Here is an 18,208-nt window from a genome sequence, read left to right on the forward strand (position 1 = left end):
TTTCGGCGCCGCACGGCGGGGCTGTGAATTCATGCAAGCATGCTTGATTGTTTCAGAGGTCGCTGCCATGCTCCACGCATGTCCGATCCGACGCTGGTGTTCGACGATCTGCGTGCTGAGAGTGACGAACTAGATCGGCTTGTCGCCGGGCTGGGCCCCGGGGAATGGGGGCGCCCGACGCCGGCGCCCGGATGGAGCATCGCCCATCAGGTCGCCCATCTCGCCTGGACCGACCGGTCCGCCCTCCGCGCCGTCACCGACTCCGCCGGCTTCCGGGAACTCGTGGACAAGGCGCTGGCCGCGCCCGGTTCGTTCGTGGACGAGGGGGCCGCGGAAGGCGCGCGGCTGGCCCCCGACATGCTGCTGGCGCGCTGGCGGGAGGGGCGGGCCGCTCTCGACCGGGCGTTGCGAGCGGCGCCCCCCGGGGCCCGCTTCCCCTGGTACGGGCCGCCCATGTCGGCCGCCTCCATGGCGACCGGGCGGCTGATGGAGACCTGGGCGCACGGGCAGGACGTCGCCGATGCGCTCGGTGTGGTGCGCACACCCACCGACCGGCTCAAGCATGTGGTGCGCATCGGGGTGCGGGCGCGGAACTTCGCCTTCGGGGTGCGGGGGCTGCCCGTGCCAGAGGAGGAGTTCCGCGTGGAGGTCCGCGGGCCCTGCGGGGAGCTGTGGACGTACGGCCCCGAGGACGCCGGGCAGCGTGTCACCGGGCCCGCCCTCGACTTCTGCCTCCTGGTCACCCAGCGCGCCCACCGCGCCGATCTCGCGGTACGCGCCGAGGGCCCGGACGCCGACCGCTGGCTGGACATCGCCCAGGCCTTCGCCGGCCCGCCCGGCGCCGGCCGGGCGCCCCAGGGGGCGGCCGGATGACCCTGCGCATCGGCAACGCCTCCGGCTTCTACGGCGACCGGTTCGACGCCATGCGCGAGATGCTCACCGGCGGTGAACTGGACGTCCTCACCGGCGACTACCTCGCCGAGCTGACCATGCTGATCCTGGCTCGGGACCGGCTCAAGGACCCGGCCGCCGGCTATGCCCGCACCTTTCTGCGGCAGATGGAGGAGTGCCTCGGACTCGTCCATGAGCGGTCGGTGAAGATCGTGACGAACGCGGGCGGGCTCAATCCGGCCGGGCTCGCCGACCGGGTGCGGGAACTGGCCGAGCGGCTCGGGATCCCCCTGCGCGTCGCCCATGTCGAGGGCGACGACCTCACCGCCGACCTCCCCCGGGCCCTCGGCTCCGCCCCCGAGGGGGACACCCCCCTCGCCGCCCACGCCTACCTCGGCGGCTTCGGGATCGCCGCCTGCCTGCGCGCGGGCGCCGACGTCGTGGTCACCGGGCGGGTCACGGACGCCGCCCTGGTCACCGGGCCCGCCGTCGCCCACTTCGGCTGGCGGCCGGGGGAGTACGACCGGCTGGCGGGCGCCGTCGTCGCCGGGCACGTGCTGGAGTGCGGCGCCCAGGCCACCGGCGGCAACTACGCCTTCTTCGCCGACCATGCCCTCGACCGGCTGCGCCACCCCGGTTTCCCGCTCGCCGAGATCCACGAGGACGGCAGCTGCGTGATCACCAAGCATCCCGGCAGCGGCGGGGTGGTGGACGTCGGCACGGTGACCGCCCAACTGCTGTACGAGACGGGCGGCGCCCGGTACGCCGGGCCCGATGTCACCACGCGGCTGGACACCGTACGGCTCAGCCAGGACGGACCCGACCGCGTACGCGTCGAGGGCGTGCGCGGGGAGGCCCCGCCGCCCTCCCTCAAGGTGGGCCTCAACCGCCTCGGCGGCTTCCGCAACGAGGTCACCTTCGTCCTCACCGGACTCGACATCGAGCGCAAGGCAGAGCTGGTGCGGCAGCAGATGCGGGACGCGCTCGGCACCGCCGGGTCACCCCCCGGCGAGGTGCGCTGGGACCTGGTGCGGACCGACCGGGCCGACGCCGGCACCGAGGAGACGGCGAGCGCCCTGCTCCGGCTGGTCGTACGGGACCGGGACCCGCGGGCGGTGGGGCGGGCGTTCAGCGGGGCCGCCGTGGAGCTGGCGCTCGCCGGATACCCCGGCTTCCACATGCCGGCGCCTCCCGGGAAGGGCGCGCCCTACGGCGTCTTCGAGGCCGTGTACGTCCCCCAGGACGTCGTCGAGCAGGTGGCCGTCCTCCACGACGGCCGCCGGGTCGCCGTGCCACCGCCCGAGGAGACGCGCGCCCTGGAGGACGTGGAGCGGCCGCCGCTGCCGGACCCCCTCCCGGACGGTCCGACCCGGCGGGCCCCGCTCGGACTCGTCGCCGGGGCGCGCAGCGGGGACAAGGGCGGCGACGCCAACGTCGGCGTGTGGGCGCGCTCGGAACAGGGCTGGCGGTGGCTCGCGCACGCGCTGACGACCGAGACGTTCCGGCAGTTGGTCCCCGAGAGCCGGACGCTGGCCGTGGAACGGCACGTACTGCCCGATCTGCGCGCCCTCAACTTCGTCGTCGAAGGGATCCTCGGCGAGGGCGCCGCCGCCCAGCGCCGGTTCGACCCGCAGGCCAAGGCCCTGGGCGAATGGCTGCGCTCCCGCCACCTGGACATACCGGAGGCCCTCCTGTGACGGTCCTTTCCTCCGCCCTGGACACCGGCTCCGCCGAGTACCAGGCCCACCGCGAGGCCATGCTCGACAAGCTCGCCACACTCGACGCCGAGCACGCCAAGGCGCTCGCGGGCGGCGGCGCGAAGTACGTCGAGCGGCACCGGCGGCGCGGCAAACTGCTCGCCCGCGAGCGGATCGAGCTGCTGCTCGACCCCGACACGCCGTTCCTGGAGCTGTCGCCGCTGGCCGGGTGGGGCAGCGACTACACCGTGGGCGCCTCGCTGGTCACCGGGATCGGGGTCGCCGAGGGCGTGGAATGCCTGATCACCGCCAACGACCCGACCGTGCGCGGCGGCGCCAGCAATCCGTGGAGCCTGAAGAAGGCGCTGCGGGCCAACGACATCGCGCTCGCCAACCGGCTGCCCTGCGTCAGCCTCGTCGAGTCCGGGGGCGCCGACCTGCCGTCCCAGAAGGAGATCTTCATCCCCGGAGGCGCCGTCTTCCGGGACCTGACCCGGCTGTCGGCGGCCGGCATCCCGACCGTCGCCGTCGTCTTCGGCAACTCCACCGCCGGGGGCGCGTACATCCCCGGCCTGTCCGACCACGTGATCATGGTCAAGGAGCGGGCCAAGGTGTTCCTCGGCGGTCCGCCGCTGGTGAAGATGGCCACCGGTGAGGAGAGCGACGACGAGTCCCTGGGCGGCGCCGAGATGCACGCGCGCGTGTCCGGTCTCGCCGACTACTTCGCCGTCGACGAGCCGGACGCCCTGCGGCAGGCCCGCCGGGTCGTCGCCCGGCTCAATCACCGCAAGGCGCACCCCGATCCGCCCGCCGCCGCGCCACCGGAGTACGACGAGGAGGAGCTTCTGGGGATCGTTCCCGGCGATCTGCGGATCCCCTTCGACCCGCGCGAGGTCATCGCCCGGCTCGTCGACGCCTCCGACTTCGACGAGTTCAAGCCGCTGTACGGGACGAGCCTGGCCACCGGCTGGGCCACCCTGCACGGCTATCCCGTCGGCATCCTCGCCAACGCCCGGGGCGTGCTGTTCAGCGAGGAGTCGCAGAAGGCGGCCCAGTTCATCCAGCTCGCCAACCAGCGGGACGTACCGCTGCTGTTCCTGCACAACACCACCGGCTACATGGTCGGCCGGGAGTACGAGCAGGGCGGCATCGTCAAGCACGGCGCGATGATGATCAACGCGGTGTCCAACTCGCGCGTCCCGCACCTGTCCGTCCTCATGGGGGCGTCCTACGGCGCCGGGCACTACGGCATGTGCGGACGGGCCTACGACCCCCGTTTCCTGTTCGCCTGGCCCAGCGCCAAGTCCGCCGTGATGGGGCCGCAGCAGCTCGCGGGCGTGCTGTCGATCGTGGCCCGGCAGTCGGCGGCCGCCAAGGGGCAGCCGTACGACGAGGAGGCGGACGCCGCGCTGCGGGCGATGGTGGAGCGGCAGATCGAGTCCGAGTCGCTGCCGGCGTTCCTGTCCGGGCGGCTGTACGACGACGGCGTCATCGACCCGCGCGACACCCGCACCGTCCTCGGCCTGTGCCTGTCGGCCGTCCACACCGCGCCCTTCGAGGGCGCGCGCGGCGGCTTCGGCGTCTTCCGGATGTGAGGGATCCCTTGATTTCTTCTCTGCTCGTCGCCAACCGGGGCGAGATCGCCTGCCGTGTCTTCCGCACCTGCGCCGAGTTGGGCATCCGGACGGTCGCCGTGCACTCGGACGCCGACGAGAACGCGCTGCACACGCGCGCGGCCGACACCGCGGTGCGCCTGCCGGGCGTGACGCCCGCCGAGACGTATCTGCGCGGCGACCTGATCGTGAAGGCGGCGGTGGCGGCCGGCGCGGACGCCGTGCACCCGGGCTACGGCTTCCTCGCCGAGAACGCCGGCTTCGCGCGGGCCGTCCTGGACGCGGGCCTGGTCTGGATCGGGCCGCCTCCGCGGGCCATCGAGGCGATGGCGTCCAAGACCCGCGCCAAGGAGCTGATGGGCGTGCGGCCCCTGCGCGAGGTCACCGAGGCCGACCTGCCGGTCCTCGTGAAGGCCGCCGCGGGCGGCGGCGGGCGCGGGATGAGGATCGTACGGTGGCTGAAGGACCTGGACGCCGAACTGGCGGCCGCGCGCGCGGAGGCGCTGAGCGCCTTCGGCGACGGCGAGGTGTTCGTCGAGCCGTACCTCGGGGGCGACGCGGGCGGGCGGCACGTGGAGGTGCAGGTCCTCGCCGACACCCACGGCACCGTGTGGACGCTGGGCACGCGTGACTGCTCCCTCCAGCGGCGCCACCAGAAGGTCGTCGAGGAGGCCCCGGCACCCGGGCTTCCCGCGGACACCGAGCAGGAGTTGCGCGAGCTGGCCGTACGGGCCGCGCGGGCCGTCGACTACAGCGGTGCGGGGACCGTCGAGTTCCTGGTGGCCGACGGCAGGGCGCACTTCCTGGAGATGAACACCCGCCTCCAGGTGGAACACCCGGTCACGGAGGCCGTGTTCGGCGTGGACCTGGTCGCCCTGCAGATCCGTGTCGCCGAGGGCCACGCCCTGGACGCCGAACCGCCCGCCGCGCGCGGGCACGCGGTCGAGGCCCGCCTGTACGCCGAGGACCCGGCCCGCGACTGGGCCCCGCAGACCGGCACCCTGCACCGCCTGTCCGTCCCCGGCGTCCGCCTGGACACCGGCTACGGCGACGGGGACGCGATCGGCGTCCACTACGATCCGCTGATCGCCAAGGCCGTCGCCCACGCCCCCACGCGCGCGGAGGCGCTGCGCAAGCTCGCCGGCGCGCTGGAGCGGGCCGCCGTCCACGGCCCGGTCACCAACCGGGACCTGCTCGTGCGGTCCCTGCGGCACGAGGAGTTCGCGAGCGGCCGTATGGACACCAGCTTCTACGACCGCCATCTCGCCGAACTGACCGCCCCCGCCCCCGACCCGTACGCGCCCCTGGCCGCCGCTCTTGCCGACGCGCACGGCCGTTCCCGCTTCGGCGGCTGGCGCAACGTGCCCTCGCAGCCGCAGGTCAAGCGGTACCTGATGGCGGGCGAGGAGCACGAGGTGCGCTACCGGCACACCCGCGCGGGTCTGGCCGCCGACGCCGTAGGGGTGCGGGTGGTGCACGCGGACGCGTGCCTGGTCGTCCTCGAAGCCGGCGGCATCCGGCGCCGGTACGAGATCGCCCGGTACGGCGAGCGGGTGTACGCCGGACCGACCGCGCTCACCGCCCTGCCCCGCTTCCCCGACCCCGTCGCCCAGCGTCTCCCCGGCTCACTGCTGGCGCCCATGCCCGGCACCGTCGTGCGCGTCGCCGACGGGCTGGCCGTGGGCGACGCCGTACGGGCCGGACAGCCGCTGCTGTGGCTGGAGGCGATGAAGATGGAGCACAAGATCTCCGCGCCCGTCACGGGCACGCTCAGCGCCCTGCACGCCGCACCCGGCCGCCAGGTCGAGGTCGGTGCCCTGCTCGCCGTCGTAGAGGCCACCCGGGAGGATCAGTGAGCGCCACGCTGGAAACCGATGAACACAAGGATCTGCGCGCCGCCGTGGCGGCGCTCGGCAAACGCTACGGCCGCGCCTACCTCACCCGCACCGTCGCCGAGGGACGCCCTCCCACCGAACTCTGGTCCGAGGCAGGCAAACTCGGCTACCTCGGCGTCAACCTGCCGGAGGCGTACGGCGGGGGAGGCGGTGGCGTCACCGAACTGTCCATCGTGCTGGAGGAGCTGGGTGCGGCCGGCTGCCCCTTGCTGATGATGGTCGTCTCGCCCGCCATCTGCGGCACCGTCATCGCCCGGTTCGGCACGGAGGAGCAGAAGCGCGCGTGGCTGCCTCCGCTGGCCAACGGCACCCGCACCATGGCCTTCGGCATCACCGAACCCGACGCCGGCTCCAACTCCCACCGCATCACCACCACCGCCCGCCGCGACGGAGCCGACTGGGTGCTCACCGGCCGCAAGGTGTTCATCTCCGGTGTCGACATCGCCGACGCCGTCCTGGTCGTCGGCCGCACCGAGGACGCGCGCACCGGCCGCCTCAAGCCCTGCCTTTTCATCGTCCCGCCGGACGCGGACGGCTTCCAGCGGCACCCCATCGACATGGAAATCACCGCCGCCGAGAAGCAGTTCGAGCTGGTCCTGGACGGTGTGCGGCTGCCCGCGGACGCGCTCGTGGGCGACGAGGACGCGGGCCTGCTGCAACTGTTCGCCGGACTCAACCCCGAGCGCATCATGACGGCCGCCTTCGCGATCGGCATGGGGCGTCACGCGCTCGGCCGGGCCGTGGAGTACGCGCGCGAGCGCACCGTCTGGAAGGCCCCCATCGGCTCCCACCAGGCCATCGCCCACCCGCTCGCCCAGGCCCACATCGACCTCGAACTCGCCCGCCTGATGACCGGGAAGGCGGCCCACCTGTACGACGCGGGAGACGACGTGGGCGCGGGAGAGGCCGCCAACATGGCCAAGTACGCGGCCGGTGAGGCCTGTGTGCGGGCCGTCGACCAGGCCGTGCACACGCTCGGCGGCAACGGCCTCACGCGCGAGTTCGGGCTCGCCTCGCTGATAACGGCCGCGCGCGTGGCTCGTATCGCCCCGGTGAGCCGGGAGATGATTCTCAACTACGTCTCCCACCAGACCCTGGGCCTGCCCAAGTCGTACTGACCCGCCCGCCGTGTGCGAGGAGGAACCGTGTTCCGCAGCGAGTACGCAGACGTCCCGGCCGTAGAACTGCCCATCCACGAGGCCGTCCTGGGCCGAGCCGCCCGGTTCGGCGGGGCCCCCGCGCTGATCGACGGCATGGACGGCACCACCCTCACGTACGACCAGGTGGACCGCTTCCACCGGCGTGCCGCCGCCGCGTTCGCCGAGGCCGGCGTGCGCAAGGGCGACGTCCTCGCCCTGCACAGCCCGAACACGGTCCTGTTCCCCGTGGCCTTCTACGCCGCCACGCGCGCGGGTGCCTCGGTGCGGCGGCGGCTGCGGGACCAGGGGTCCGAGCAGCCGCGGGAAGCGGGGGAGTGGCCGTGACGACGATCGCACGCACGCGCGCGCGTGCCGTCGAAATCCTGGGCCTCGACTCGCCGGGCAACCGCAACGCCCTGTCGGCGGCGCTCGTCGGGGAACTCGCCGCCGCGCTCGCCGACTGCGCCGAGGACGCCGCCGTGCGCGCCGTCGTCCTCACCCACACCGGCAACACCTTCAGCGCGGGCGCCGACCTGCGCGACCCTCCCCGGCCCGACGCGCTGGTCGCCCTGCTGCGGCAGATCGTCGAACTGCCCAAGCCGGTCGTCGCCCGCGTCACCGGACACGTCCGCGCGGGCGGCCTCGGCCTGCTCGCGGCCTGCGACATCGCGATCGCCTCGAACCAGGCCACCTTCGCGTTCACCGAGGTGCGCATCGGGGTGGCCCCCGCGGTCATCTCGCTGCCGCTGCTGCCCCGCGCCGACCCGCGCGCGCTGGCCCGCCACTGCCTCACCGGGGAACGCTTCGACGCGGCCGAGGCGGTCCGGACCGGGCTGGTGACGGCGGCCGGGGACGACGCCGACGCCGTACTGGAGCCGATCCTCGACGGTCTGCGCCGCTCCTCCCCCCAGGCTCTGGCCGAGACGAAACGGCTGCTCACGGCTAGGGTGCTGGAAGCCTTCGACCGGGACGCGGCCGGCCTGACCGCGCTCTCGGCCCGACTGTTCTCCTCCGCGCAGGCGCGCGAGGGCATGGCGGCCTTCCTCGAACGACGGGATCCGGAATGGGTGGTGTGACCACACACGACCGCGCGGAACGCGCCCCCAAGCAGGACCGCAGCCGGGCCACCCGGCAGCGGCTCCTCCAGGCCGCCGTGGCCTGCCTCGCCGAACACGGCTGGGCCGGCTCCACGGTCTCGGTGGTCGCCGAACGCGCCGGTGTCTCCCGCGGCGCCGCCCAGCACCACTTCCCCACCCGCGAGGACCTGTTCACCGCCGCCGTCGAGTACGTGGCCGAGGAACGCTCCACCGCCCTGCGCGCCCTGTTCCCCGAGGGCGCGGCCGACGACCGGCGAGCCGTGGTCGGCGCCCTCGTCGACCTCTACACCGGGCCCCTCTTCCGGGCCGCGCTCCATCTGTGGGTGGCCGCCTCCAACGAGGACCAACTGCGCCCCCGCGTCACCGAGTTGGAAGCCCGTGTCGGCCGCGAGACGCACCGCATAGCCGTCCAGCTGCTGGGCGCGGACGAGGCCCGCCCCGGCACCCGCGAGACCGTCCAGGGCTTCCTCGACATGGCCCGCGGCCTCGGCCTCGCCAACCTCCTCACCGACGACACCGCCCGCCGCGAACGCGTGGTGGCCCAGTGGTCGGCCCTGCTGGAGGAGGCACTGGGCCGCGGCCCGGCGACCGCGTGAACCGGGCCACATCCGTATCGCGCACCCCGCAGTACCCTGTGCGCATGCTTCTGCTGCTCGTGCGACGCCGCCACGTGGACTACGTGCGCGTCACGAGCATGGGCTGTCGGCGCTCCGCCTGACCCAGGCCCTTCCGTGGCGACCCGATCGCCCGCACCTCTCACCCGGTTCCTCTCATCCGGCACCCGCGCCGCGCGCCCACCCATGGCGGCTGCCCGGGACCCGTACACCCTGCGGACGTGACCCATGACGAACACGGCGACGACCCCGTCGTACGACCAGCTCCCCATCATCGACCTCGCCGCGGCCGACCGCGGCCCCCGTGAACGGGCGCTGCTGCACGAGCAGTTGCACGGCGCAGCCCACGACGTGGGCTTCTTCCAGCTCGTCGGGCACGGCGTCACCCGGGCCGAGACCGACGCGCTGCTCGACGCGATGCACGCCTTCTTCCGGCTCCCCGAGGCCGACCGTCTCGCCCTGGACAACGTCAACTCGCCCCACTTCCGCGGCTACACGCGCACCGGGGACGAGCGCACCGGCGGCGCCCGCGACTGGCGCGACCAGCTCGACATAGGCGCCGAGCGGCCCGCCCGCGTCCCCGGGCCGGGCGAGCCCGCGTACTGGTGGCTCCAGGGCCCCAACCAGTGGCCGGCCGCCCTGCCCGAGCTGCGCACCGCCGCGCTCGCCTGGATCGACCGGCTCGGCGCCGTCGCCCGCAGGCTGCTGCACGAACTGCTCACCGCCATCGGCGCACCCGCCGACTTCTACGACCCGGTCTTCGGCGAGCACGCCCACCCGCACCTCAAGCTCGTCCGCTACCCCGGCAGCGCAGGCGACGGCACCGACCAGGGCGTCGGCGCCCACAAGGACTACGGCTTCCTCACCCTGCTGCTCCAGGACCGCATCGGCGGGCTCCAGGTGCAGCGAGCGGACGGGCTCTTCCACGACGTGCCGCCGATCGAGGGCGCGTTCGTCGTCAACCTCGGAGAGCTGCTGGAGGTCGCCACCGACGGCTACCTCGTGGCCACCAACCACCGGGTCGTCTCCCCGCCCGGCGCCACCGAGCGGTTCTCGGTGCCCTTCTTCTACAACCCGCGCCTGGACGCCCGCGTCGCCCCGCTGCCCTTCCCGCACGCCTCCACCGCGCCCGGCGTCACGGACGACCCGGGCAACCCGCTGTTCGCGGAGTACGGGCTGAACGAGCTGAAAGGCAAGCTGCGCGCCCACCCGCTGGTCGCCCAGCGGCATCACGCGGAGCTGCTGAGCCCCGCGTGACGCCGTGTGTGACGCCGGGTGCGCCGACCGGGTGCGGTGAAGCGCTCGGTCAGCGCGCGATGTCGTCGTAGCCCGCGATCTCCCGCGGGCTGCGCGGACCGGGGCCGACGTAACGGGCGGAGGGACGCACCAGCCGGCCGGTGCGCTTCTGCTCCAGGATGTGCGCGGACCAGCCCGCGGTACGCGCGCACGTGAACATCGACGTGAACATGTGCGCCGGCACCTCGGCGAAGTCCAGCATGATCGCCGCCCAGAACTCGACGTTCGTGGCCAGCACCCGGTCCGGGCGGCGGCTGTGCAGCTCCTCCAGGGCGGCCTTCTCCAGGGCCTCGGCGACCTCGAACCGCGGGGCGCCGAGCTCCCGGGCGGTGCGGCGCAGCACGCGCGCGCGTGGGTCCTCGGCCCGGTACACCCGGTGGCCGAACCCCATCAGCCGCTCACCGCGGTCCAGGGCGCTCTTGACGTAGCCCTCCGCGTCCCCGGTCCGCTCGATCTCCTCGATCATGCCCAGGACCCGGGAGGGCGCGCCGCCGTGCAGCGGGCCGGACATGGCGCCGACCGCGCCCGACAGGGCGGCCGCCACGTCGGCGCCGGTGGAGGCGATGACGCGGGCGGTGAACGTGGAGGCGTTCATGCCGTGCTCGGCGGCGGACGTCCAGTACGCGTCGACGGCCGCCACGTGCTTGGGATCCGGCTCGCCCCGCCAGCGGATCATGAACCGCTCGGTGATGGAACGGGCCTTGTCGATCTCCCGCTGCGGCACCATCGCCACGCCCTGCCCGCGCGCCGACTGGGCGACGTACGACAGCGCCATGACGGCGGCCCGCGCCAGATCGTCGCGCGCCTTCTCCACGTCGATGTCCAGCAGCGGTTTCAGGCCCCACACCGGGGCGAGCATCGCCAGCGCCGACTGGACGTCCACGCGGATGTCCCCGGAGTGCACGGGGATCGGGAACGGCTCGGCGGGCGGCAGGCCAGGATCGAAGGCGCCGTCGACCAGCAGCCCCCAGACGTTGCCGAAGGAGACCTGACCGACGAGTTCCTCGATGTCGACGCCCCGGTACCGGAGGGCGCCGCCCTCCTTGTCCGGTTCGGCGATCTCCGTCTCGAACGCGACGACTCCTTCGAGACCGGGTACGAAGTCGGACATCAGGCGGCTCCTTGTGGTCTGTGCGGCCAGAGGGTGCGACAGGGACGACTGGGGCTACTGGGATGGTGCGCCGGACTGTGAAGAGTGGGGTGACTGGGTGACTGGGGTGACTGGGACGGCGATCAGGTGCGGGACGTCGGGAATCGGGCCGTCCGCCGGCGGATCCACGGTCGCGTCCCGTGACTCGCGGTCCATGGCGGGCATCCCTGTGGGCATCCCTGTGATGCCCCGTGCAGCCGGCTGTCACCCCACCAGCACGACAGCAGCACCATAACCCCGAGTGCCACAAAAGGGGAGTGGAGCGGCACTCAGTGCCACCCAGGACCGCGGTGGAGGGCGAGGGTACCCCGCGAAGGCGCCCGGTGGATACGGCAAGATGACCGCGTGACCGACCGAGAAGCCGGCGAAACCGCGCCCTTCGACCTCGCCTCCATGCGCATGCACTACCGGGCCGAGGGGCTGGTCGAGGCCGACCTGGCCGCCACCCCCGTCGCCCAGTTCGCCCGCTGGTTCCAGCAGGCCGCGACCGAGGCCCGGCTGTTCGAGCCCAATGCCATGGTCGTCTCCACCGCGGACACCGACGGTCGGCCCAGCTCCCGCACGGTGCTGCTGAAGTCCTTCGACGAGCAGGGCTTCGTCTTCTACACCAACTATGACTCCCGCAAGGGCCGAGACCTCGCCGGGAACCCGTACGTCTCCCTGCTCTTCCCCTGGCACCCCATGACCCGCCAGGTCATCGTCCAGGGCGTGGCCCGCCGGACCGGCCGCGACGAGACCGCCGCCTACTTCCGCACCCGCCCGCACGGCTCCCAGCTCGGCGCCTGGGCCAGCGCCCAGTCCACGGTGATCGCCGGCCGCGCGGAACTCGACGCCTCCTATGCCGACCTGGCCGCCCGCTACCCCGAGGGCGAGCAGGTGCCCGTACCGCCGCACTGGGGCGGCTTCCGGGTCGCCCCGCGGTCGGTGGAGTTCTGGCAGGGCCGCGAGAACCGCCTGCACGACCGCCTGCGGTACGTCGCCGAACCGGACGGCGGCTGGCGCGTGGAGCGGCTGAGCCCCTGACGCACCCCGGTCGCGGGCGCCGTATTGACACGGCTCTGGTCCAGACCTCACCGTGATCCGCGACACACAGTCGCCCCGAAGGGACGGACCTCGCATGAGCGACCGCACGCCGGCCGGCCAGTTCCTCGACGCCGCCATCGGCCTGCTCCAGCGGGTCCGGGACGAGGAGGCCGAGCAGATCGCCGCCGCCGGGACGCTGCTCGCCGACACCGTGGCCGCAGGCGGCCGCCTGTTCGCCTTCGGTGCCGGCCACTCCTCCCTCGCCGCCCAGGACCTCGTCTACCGCGCCGGCGGCCTGGCCCTGATGAACCTGCTCGCCGTTCCGGGCGCCGTCGGCGTCGACGTCGTGCCCGCCACCCTCGGCTCCGCCCTGGAACGCGTCGACGGTCTCGCCACCGCCGTCCTGGACAGCTCCCCCCTCCGCTCCGGCGACGCCCTGATCGTCGTCTCGCTGTCCGGGCGCAACGCCCTGCCCGTGGAGATGGCCGTGCACGCCCGCGCCCTCGGCGTACGGGTCGTCGGCGTGACCTCGGTGGCCTACGCGACCGGGACCACCTCCCGGAACGCCTCGGGGACGTTTCTGAAGGACCACTGCGACATCGTCCTCGACTCCAAGATCGCGGTCGGCGACGCCGAACTCACCCTCGACACCGTCGCGGCCCCCTTCGCCCCCGCCTCCACCGTCGTCACCTCCGCCCTCCTCCAGGCAGTCATGGCCACCACCGCCGCCGTCCTCGCCGACCGCGGCATCGAACCCCCGCTGCTGCGCTCCGGGAACGTCGACGGCGGCCACGAGTGGAACGGCCGCATCTTCGACCGGTACGCCGACCGGATCTTCTACCGGCACTGACCGGTACCGATCGGTCCGGCTCGACGACCCGGGCCGCGCGCGCGTCCACGGCGTCGATCCCGGCGCACGGGAATTTCCCCGGACGGCAATTCCTTCAATGTTCTGGGAACCCGGTGTGTGCTGGGTCACGTTCCAGTTGAATGATGGGCAGTGAGCGAAACGACGCGCCGTACGTGCGGACGCAGCCTGCAGGGGGTCCAGGTGAGTGCTTCCCGGCGTAAAGGGGCCACCGACGAGCTGGGGCCGGACGAGCCCGAGCCGGAGCGGGACGGTCCGCAGGCCGCCGACACCCACGACGGCTCCGATCTGCTGGCCGCCCTCCTCGACGGCATGGACGCGGCCCTGTGCGCCTTCGACGCCGACGGCGTCGTCACCCACTGGAACCGCGAGGCCGAGCGCATCCTGGGCTGGACCGCCGCCGAGGCCGTCGGACGGCACGGCTTCGCCGGCTGGGCCGTGCGCAGCGCGGACGCCGAGGAGGTCGAGGGGCGGCTGATGGCCGCCATGCACGCCCCCGGACGCCAGGTGCACGAGTTCGCGCTGCTCACCAAGGACGGCGGCCGTGTCCTGGTGCGGACCCAGTCCGCGGTCGTGCACGGGCCCGACGGCAAGCCCGCCGGCCTGTACTGCGCCTTCAGCGAGGTGCACGCGCAGATCGACCTGGAGCGTTCCATCGCGCTCAGCGAGGCCCTGTTCGAGGACGCCTTCTGGGGCGTCGTCCTCGTCGACGCCGACCTGCGGCCCGCCGTCGTCAACGCCTACGCCGCCCAGGCCCTGGGCACCGGCCGCACCGCCGCGCTGGGCCGGCCGCTCGGTGAACTGCTCACCCAGGGCCTGGAGGAACTGGAGAGCGCGCTCACCCACGTCCTGGCCGAGGGCGCCCCGCCCGCCCCCGCCGAGTTCTGGGTGGGCGTACGCACCCCGGAGGGCGACCGGCGGCGCTGCTGGCGCAGCGGATTCGTCCGGCTCGCCTCCCCGCTCGCCGAGGAACCGGTACCGCTCGGCGTCGCCTGGCTCTTCGCCGACGTCACCGAGGCCAAGCAGGGCGAGCAGGAGGCCGCGCTGCTGCGGTTCCGCACCAACCAGCTGCACAGGGCCGTCCGCGCCGCCGCCGAGTGCGAGGACCCGGCCGAGGCCGCCACCGTCCACCTCGACTTCGCCCTCGCCGGCTTCGCCGACCACGCCCTGATCGACCGTGTGGCGGGCGGCACCGCCCCGGCCGACGAGGAAGCGCCGGCCCCGGTCCGGCTGGTCCGCGTCGCGGCCACCCCCTCCGGCGGCCCCGGGCCCAGCCTGCTCACCGGGCAGGCCGGGCTGCCCGTCCGCTACGGAACGGGACACCCTGCCCTCCAGTGCGTCGACCGCATCGGCTCCGTACGCGCCTCCGCCGGGGCCGTACCCGCCGACCGGGCGCGGGAGTGGGCCGAGGCCCGGCAGTGGCCGGGCGACGCCGTGCACGCCCTGTGCGCGGTGCTGCGCAGCCGCGGCCGCACCCTCGGTGTCGTGACCTTCCTGCGCGGCTCCGGCCGCACCCCCTTCGAGCGTGCCGACGCGGCCTACGCCGAGGACGTGGCCGCACGCATCGCCACGGGCCTGGACCTGGCGCTCCTGGCGAGGGACGGCCGCGCCTGACCACACGGGGCGGCCCCCGCTGCGACGGCACACGCGTTCCGTGAGAAAAACCTGTTGAGTATCGCCGGTCCGCTTCCTAGGGTGTTGTGCACACACGAAGGGAGGTGATCCGGTAGATGAGTGAGACCCGGACGCGTGAGGTGGCTGCGGGCTAGCGGCCCGACACCCCACCCTGTGCGGTGCCGGACCAGCGCGTGACAGAGACGTGCGGCCGGCCCAATTTCAAGCAGTCACCCGACCCGCGAGCTGCCGGTACGTCCGGCCGGCTCCTCCGCCGAGGCGGAGGGACCCAGCTCGCGGGTCGTCCGCGTTTCGCGCGGGCCACCCGGTTGTCAGTGGGATGCGTCAGAATTGACTCCAGGGCCAGCGCACGCGCCGGGGAGCCTCCGGGCCTCCGGCCGAGGTAATCGAGGGGCACGTATGTCCGGACTGATCGACACCACGGAGATGTATCTCCGCACCATCCTCGAGCTGGAGGAGGAAGGCGTCGTCCCCATGCGCGCCCGGATCGCGGAGCGCCTGGACCAGAGCGGGCCGACGGTGAGCCAGACGGTCGCGCGGATGGAGCGCGACGGACTGGTCTCGGTGGCCCCCGACCGGCATCTGGAGCTCACGGGCGAGGGCCGCCGGCTGGCCACGCGCGTGATGCGCAAGCACCGGCTCGCCGAGTGCCTGCTGGTCGACGTGATCGGCCTGGAGTGGGAGCAGGTGCACGCCGAGGCCTGCCGCTGGGAGCACGTGATGAGCGAGGCCGTCGAGCGCAGGGTGCTGGAGCTGCTGCGGCACCCGACCGAGTCGCCGTACGGCAACCCGATCCCGGGCCTGGAGGAGCTGGGCGAGAAGGACGGCGCCGACCCGTTCCTGGACGAGGGGATGGTGTCGCTGGCCGACCTGGACCCGGGGGCCGACGGCAAGACGGTGGTCGTCCGCCGGATCGGCGAGCCGATCCAGACGGACGCGCAGCTGATGTACACGCTGCGCCGCGCGGGCGTGCAGCCCGGCTCGGTGGTCAGCGTGACCGAGTCGGCGGGCGGTGTGCTGGTCGGCAGCAGCGGCGAGGCGGCGGAGCTGGACGCGGAGGTCGCCTCCCACGTCTTCGTCGCCAAGCGCTGAGCGGGCCGCCGGTCCGGGCCGCCCTTTTCCCCGTCCGTGGTTGAGCGCGTCGAAGCGCAGCGCGCGGGCGCCGGGCGTGCGAGGCTGTCGCGAGAGGCATAGGGCTTGAAGGGGTGGGGGAGAATGTGCCGGAGATGTGGAGAGAGCCCCGGCGCCGTGTGGCGCCGGGGCCTGTCCTCCCCTTCGACGACCCGGAGCCCCGAGCTCTCAAGGTCGTCCCCCTCGGACCCCTTTTCCCCGAGCGGTCCGCCTCCCGTTGAAGATCTCCCCAGGGGGGCGGCGATCAATCCTGGCCAGGCGTCACTCGAACGAGGGGTGTTGGTGACGGAGCCACAATTTTCGAATAAGTATTCGATAGCCTGAGTGTCTGCGCATGAGGCCCCCGGGCCCGCGCTACAGGAATGTGCACGACGGCATACGGAAGCTGAACACGGTTCCAGGGGGGGTGCCAGGACCAATGGTGCGGCGCATCGACGTGACCGGGTCGGGCGGTGTACGGCTCGCGGCCTGGGAGTTCGCCGAACCCCCGAAGGCCGTGCCGGGGCAGGCGAGGGAGCGGACACCGGGGCGGTCCGGCGCCGGACCCGACCGGACCGACGGCGTGCTGTTACTGCACGGCCTCATGGGCCGCGCCTCGCACTGGGCCGCCACCGCCCGCTGGCTCTCCGGGCGGCACCGCGCCGTCGCCCTCGACCAGCGCGGGCACGGCCAGAGCGAGAAGCCGCCGCAGGCCGCCTACAGCCGTGAGGCCTACGTGGAGGACGCCGAGGCCGCCCTCGAACAGCTCGGCCTCGGCCCGGCCGTCGTCATCGGGCACGCGATGGGCGCGCTGACCGCCTGGCAGCTCGCCGCCCGCCGTCCCGACCTGGTGCGCGCCGTGATCATCTGCGACATGCGGGCCTCCGCGCTCGGCGCCGCCTCCCAGCGGGAGTGGGAGGACTGGTTCCGGGCCTGGCCGGTGCCGTTCGCCGCCCTCGCCGACGTGCGGAAGTGGTTCGGCGAGGACGACCCCTGGGTGGAGCGCCCGAACCCGGCGCGCGGCGAGTTCTACGCCGAGGTCATGCACGAGAGCGCGGACGGCTGGCGTCCCGTCTTCGAACCGCGGCAGATGCTGACCTCCCGCGAGGCCTGGGTGTACGACGCCCACTGGGAGGAGCTGGCCCAGGTCTGCTGCCCGGCCCTCGTGGTCCGCGGCCTGGACGGCGAACTCGGCCGGGCCGAGGCCCAGGAGATGGTCCGCGTCCTGCCGCGCGGAGAGTACGCGGAGGTGGCGGACGCCGGTCACCTCGTCCACTACGACCAGCCGGAGGCGTGGCGCATGGCCATCGAACCGTTCCTGGACGCGGTGCTCACCGGATGAGCGCCGCCCCCACGTCCCCCGCCGTGCCGACGGCCGTCCAGGAGGCGTTCCTGAAGGCCTTCCACGCCGAGCGCCCGGCGGTCACCGCGGACGCCTTCCTCGCCGGGCGGGCGCCCGACGGGCGCTCCAGCTACGAGATCCTGAGCGACCGGGTGGCCGGCGCCCGGCGGGTTCTGGACCTCGGCTGCGGCGACGGCGTACTGCTGGCCCGCACCGAGGGGCGGCGGCTCGCCGGTGTGGACCTCTCGCCCGAAGCGCTGGCCCTGGCCCGGCGCCGCCCGTCTCTGCGTGCCACCGCCCTGGCCCAGGCCAGGGCGCAGCGGTTGCCGTTCCCCGACGGGGCCTTCGACGCCTGCGTCTGCCACATGGCGCTGATGCTGATGGGTGACGTCGACCGGGTCGCGGCGGAGACGGCCCGGGTGCTGTCGCCCGGCGGCGTCCTGGCCTGCGTGGTCGGCGGCGGTCCTCTCGGCGGGGAGGCGTACGAGCTGTTCAGCGGCCTGCTGAAGGCCGCCGTCCAGCGGGCGCCCGCCGAGCAGCGCATTCCGCCGCTCGGGGACCGCAGGACCCACAGCCGCGAGGGGCTCGGCGCGATCCTGGAGCCGGCCGGGTTCGGGGCTCCGGACCGGGAGACCGTCCCGATCGACCTGAGCGGCCCGGTGGACCAGGTCTGGGCGGCTCTTTCCGGCATCTACGACGTCGGACCGCTCGATCCGGCCGCCGTCTCCCGGCTGCGGGAGAGCTTCGTGCGGGAGGCGGCCGGGCTCGCCGGTCCCGACGGGCGGGTTCCGTGCGGTTTCACCGTCCACGTGGTGACCGCGCGCCTGCGCTGAGCGGC

General features: G+C 73.7%; 16 protein-coding genes. 15 read left to right on the forward strand and 1 reads right to left on the reverse strand.

The features are described 5' to 3' along the window. Positions 1 to 78 precede the first annotated feature (78 nt). The 9 genes from ACIQFZ_RS13965 (at position 79) to ACIQFZ_RS14005 (ending at position 10,203) form a co-directional block, all read left to right on the forward strand. Complete coding sequence (locus tag ACIQFZ_RS13965; protein ID WP_402691288.1) at positions 79 to 873, forward strand: TIGR03084 family metal-binding protein; 795 nt, start codon at positions 79 to 81, stop codon at positions 871 to 873. Next, on the forward strand, positions 870 to 2,588 hold the full coding sequence (locus ACIQFZ_RS13970) for an acyclic terpene utilization AtuA family protein (protein ID WP_402691289.1): 1,719 nt from the start codon (positions 870 to 872) through the stop codon (positions 2,586 to 2,588). Before ACIQFZ_RS13965 ends, ACIQFZ_RS13970 begins: the two co-directional genes overlap by 4 nt. After that, the gene (locus ACIQFZ_RS13975; RefSeq protein ID WP_402691290.1) at positions 2,585 to 4,183 is read left to right on the forward strand and encodes an acyl-CoA carboxylase subunit beta; all 1,599 of its coding nucleotides are present in this window, start codon (positions 2,585 to 2,587) and stop codon (positions 4,181 to 4,183) included. Before ACIQFZ_RS13970 ends, ACIQFZ_RS13975 begins: the two co-directional genes overlap by 4 nt. An 8-nt stretch (positions 4,184 to 4,191) precedes the next feature. Beyond that, complete coding sequence (locus tag ACIQFZ_RS13980; protein WP_402691291.1) at positions 4,192 to 6,057, forward strand: acetyl/propionyl/methylcrotonyl-CoA carboxylase subunit alpha; 1,866 nt, start codon at positions 4,192 to 4,194, stop codon at positions 6,055 to 6,057. Continuing rightward, the gene (locus ACIQFZ_RS13985) at positions 6,054 to 7,214 is read left to right on the forward strand and encodes an acyl-CoA dehydrogenase family protein (protein ID WP_402691292.1); all 1,161 of its coding nucleotides are present in this window, start codon (positions 6,054 to 6,056) and stop codon (positions 7,212 to 7,214) included. Before ACIQFZ_RS13980 ends, ACIQFZ_RS13985 begins: the two co-directional genes overlap by 4 nt. A gap of 27 nt (positions 7,215 to 7,241) precedes the next feature. After that, positions 7,242 to 7,580 (forward strand): AMP-binding protein, encoded by a 339-nt coding sequence (locus tag ACIQFZ_RS13990; RefSeq protein ID WP_402691293.1) that lies wholly within the window; start codon positions 7,242 to 7,244, stop codon positions 7,578 to 7,580. After that, positions 7,577 to 8,311 carry an enoyl-CoA hydratase family protein gene (locus ACIQFZ_RS13995; RefSeq protein ID WP_402691294.1) on the forward strand — a complete coding sequence of 245 codons (735 nt, stop codon included), beginning with the start codon at positions 7,577 to 7,579 and terminating at the stop codon, positions 8,309 to 8,311. Before ACIQFZ_RS13990 ends, ACIQFZ_RS13995 begins: the two co-directional genes overlap by 4 nt. After that, positions 8,299 to 8,928, forward strand: a complete 630-nt coding sequence (locus ACIQFZ_RS14000) for a TetR/AcrR family transcriptional regulator (protein WP_361412603.1) — start codon at positions 8,299 to 8,301, stop codon at positions 8,926 to 8,928. Before ACIQFZ_RS13995 ends, ACIQFZ_RS14000 begins: the two co-directional genes overlap by 13 nt. 246 nt (positions 8,929 to 9,174) lie before the next feature. Beyond that, positions 9,175 to 10,203 (forward strand): 2-oxoglutarate and iron-dependent oxygenase domain-containing protein, encoded by a 1,029-nt coding sequence (locus ACIQFZ_RS14005; protein ID WP_365417291.1) that lies wholly within the window; start codon positions 9,175 to 9,177, stop codon positions 10,201 to 10,203. Between the two features lie 49 nt (positions 10,204 to 10,252). On the opposite strand, the gene ACIQFZ_RS14010 is transcribed toward ACIQFZ_RS14005, so the two are convergent. Beyond that, positions 10,253 to 11,353, reverse strand: coding sequence for a citrate synthase 2 (locus tag ACIQFZ_RS14010; protein WP_365417290.1), 1,101 nt, complete (start codon positions 11,351 to 11,353; stop codon positions 10,253 to 10,255). Between the two features lie 384 nt (positions 11,354 to 11,737). On the opposite strand from ACIQFZ_RS14010, the gene pdxH reads away from it, so the two are divergent. The 6 genes from pdxH (at position 11,738) to ACIQFZ_RS14040 (ending at position 18,203) form a co-directional block, all read left to right on the forward strand. Further along, entirely contained in the window at positions 11,738 to 12,415 is a 678-nt protein-coding gene (gene pdxH / locus ACIQFZ_RS14015; protein WP_365417287.1) for a pyridoxamine 5'-phosphate oxidase, read from the forward strand. 94 nt (positions 12,416 to 12,509) lie between these two features. Beyond that, entirely contained in the window at positions 12,510 to 13,265 is a 756-nt protein-coding gene (locus tag ACIQFZ_RS14020; RefSeq protein WP_365417284.1) for an SIS domain-containing protein, read from the forward strand. A 201-nt stretch (positions 13,266 to 13,466) separates the two neighbouring features. Continuing rightward, a complete protein-coding gene (locus tag ACIQFZ_RS14025; RefSeq protein WP_365417281.1) occupies positions 13,467 to 14,897 on the forward strand; it encodes a PAS domain-containing protein in 1,431 nt (476 codons plus the stop codon). Between the two features lie 420 nt (positions 14,898 to 15,317). Next, a complete protein-coding gene (locus ACIQFZ_RS14030; protein ID WP_365417278.1) occupies positions 15,318 to 16,010 on the forward strand; it encodes a metal-dependent transcriptional regulator in 693 nt (230 codons plus the stop codon). A 457-nt stretch (positions 16,011 to 16,467) separates the two neighbouring features. Then, entirely contained in the window at positions 16,468 to 17,370 is a 903-nt protein-coding gene (locus ACIQFZ_RS14035) for an alpha/beta hydrolase (protein WP_361412596.1), read from the forward strand. After that, the gene (locus ACIQFZ_RS14040) at positions 17,367 to 18,203 is read left to right on the forward strand and encodes a class I SAM-dependent methyltransferase (RefSeq protein WP_402691295.1); all 837 of its coding nucleotides are present in this window, start codon (positions 17,367 to 17,369) and stop codon (positions 18,201 to 18,203) included. Before ACIQFZ_RS14035 ends, ACIQFZ_RS14040 begins: the two co-directional genes overlap by 4 nt. Positions 18,204 to 18,208: the final 5 nt, after the last annotated feature.

Source organism: Streptomyces sp. NPDC093064, from assembly GCF_044754605.1.
GTDB lineage: Bacteria > Actinomycetota > Actinomycetes > Streptomycetales > Streptomycetaceae > Streptomyces.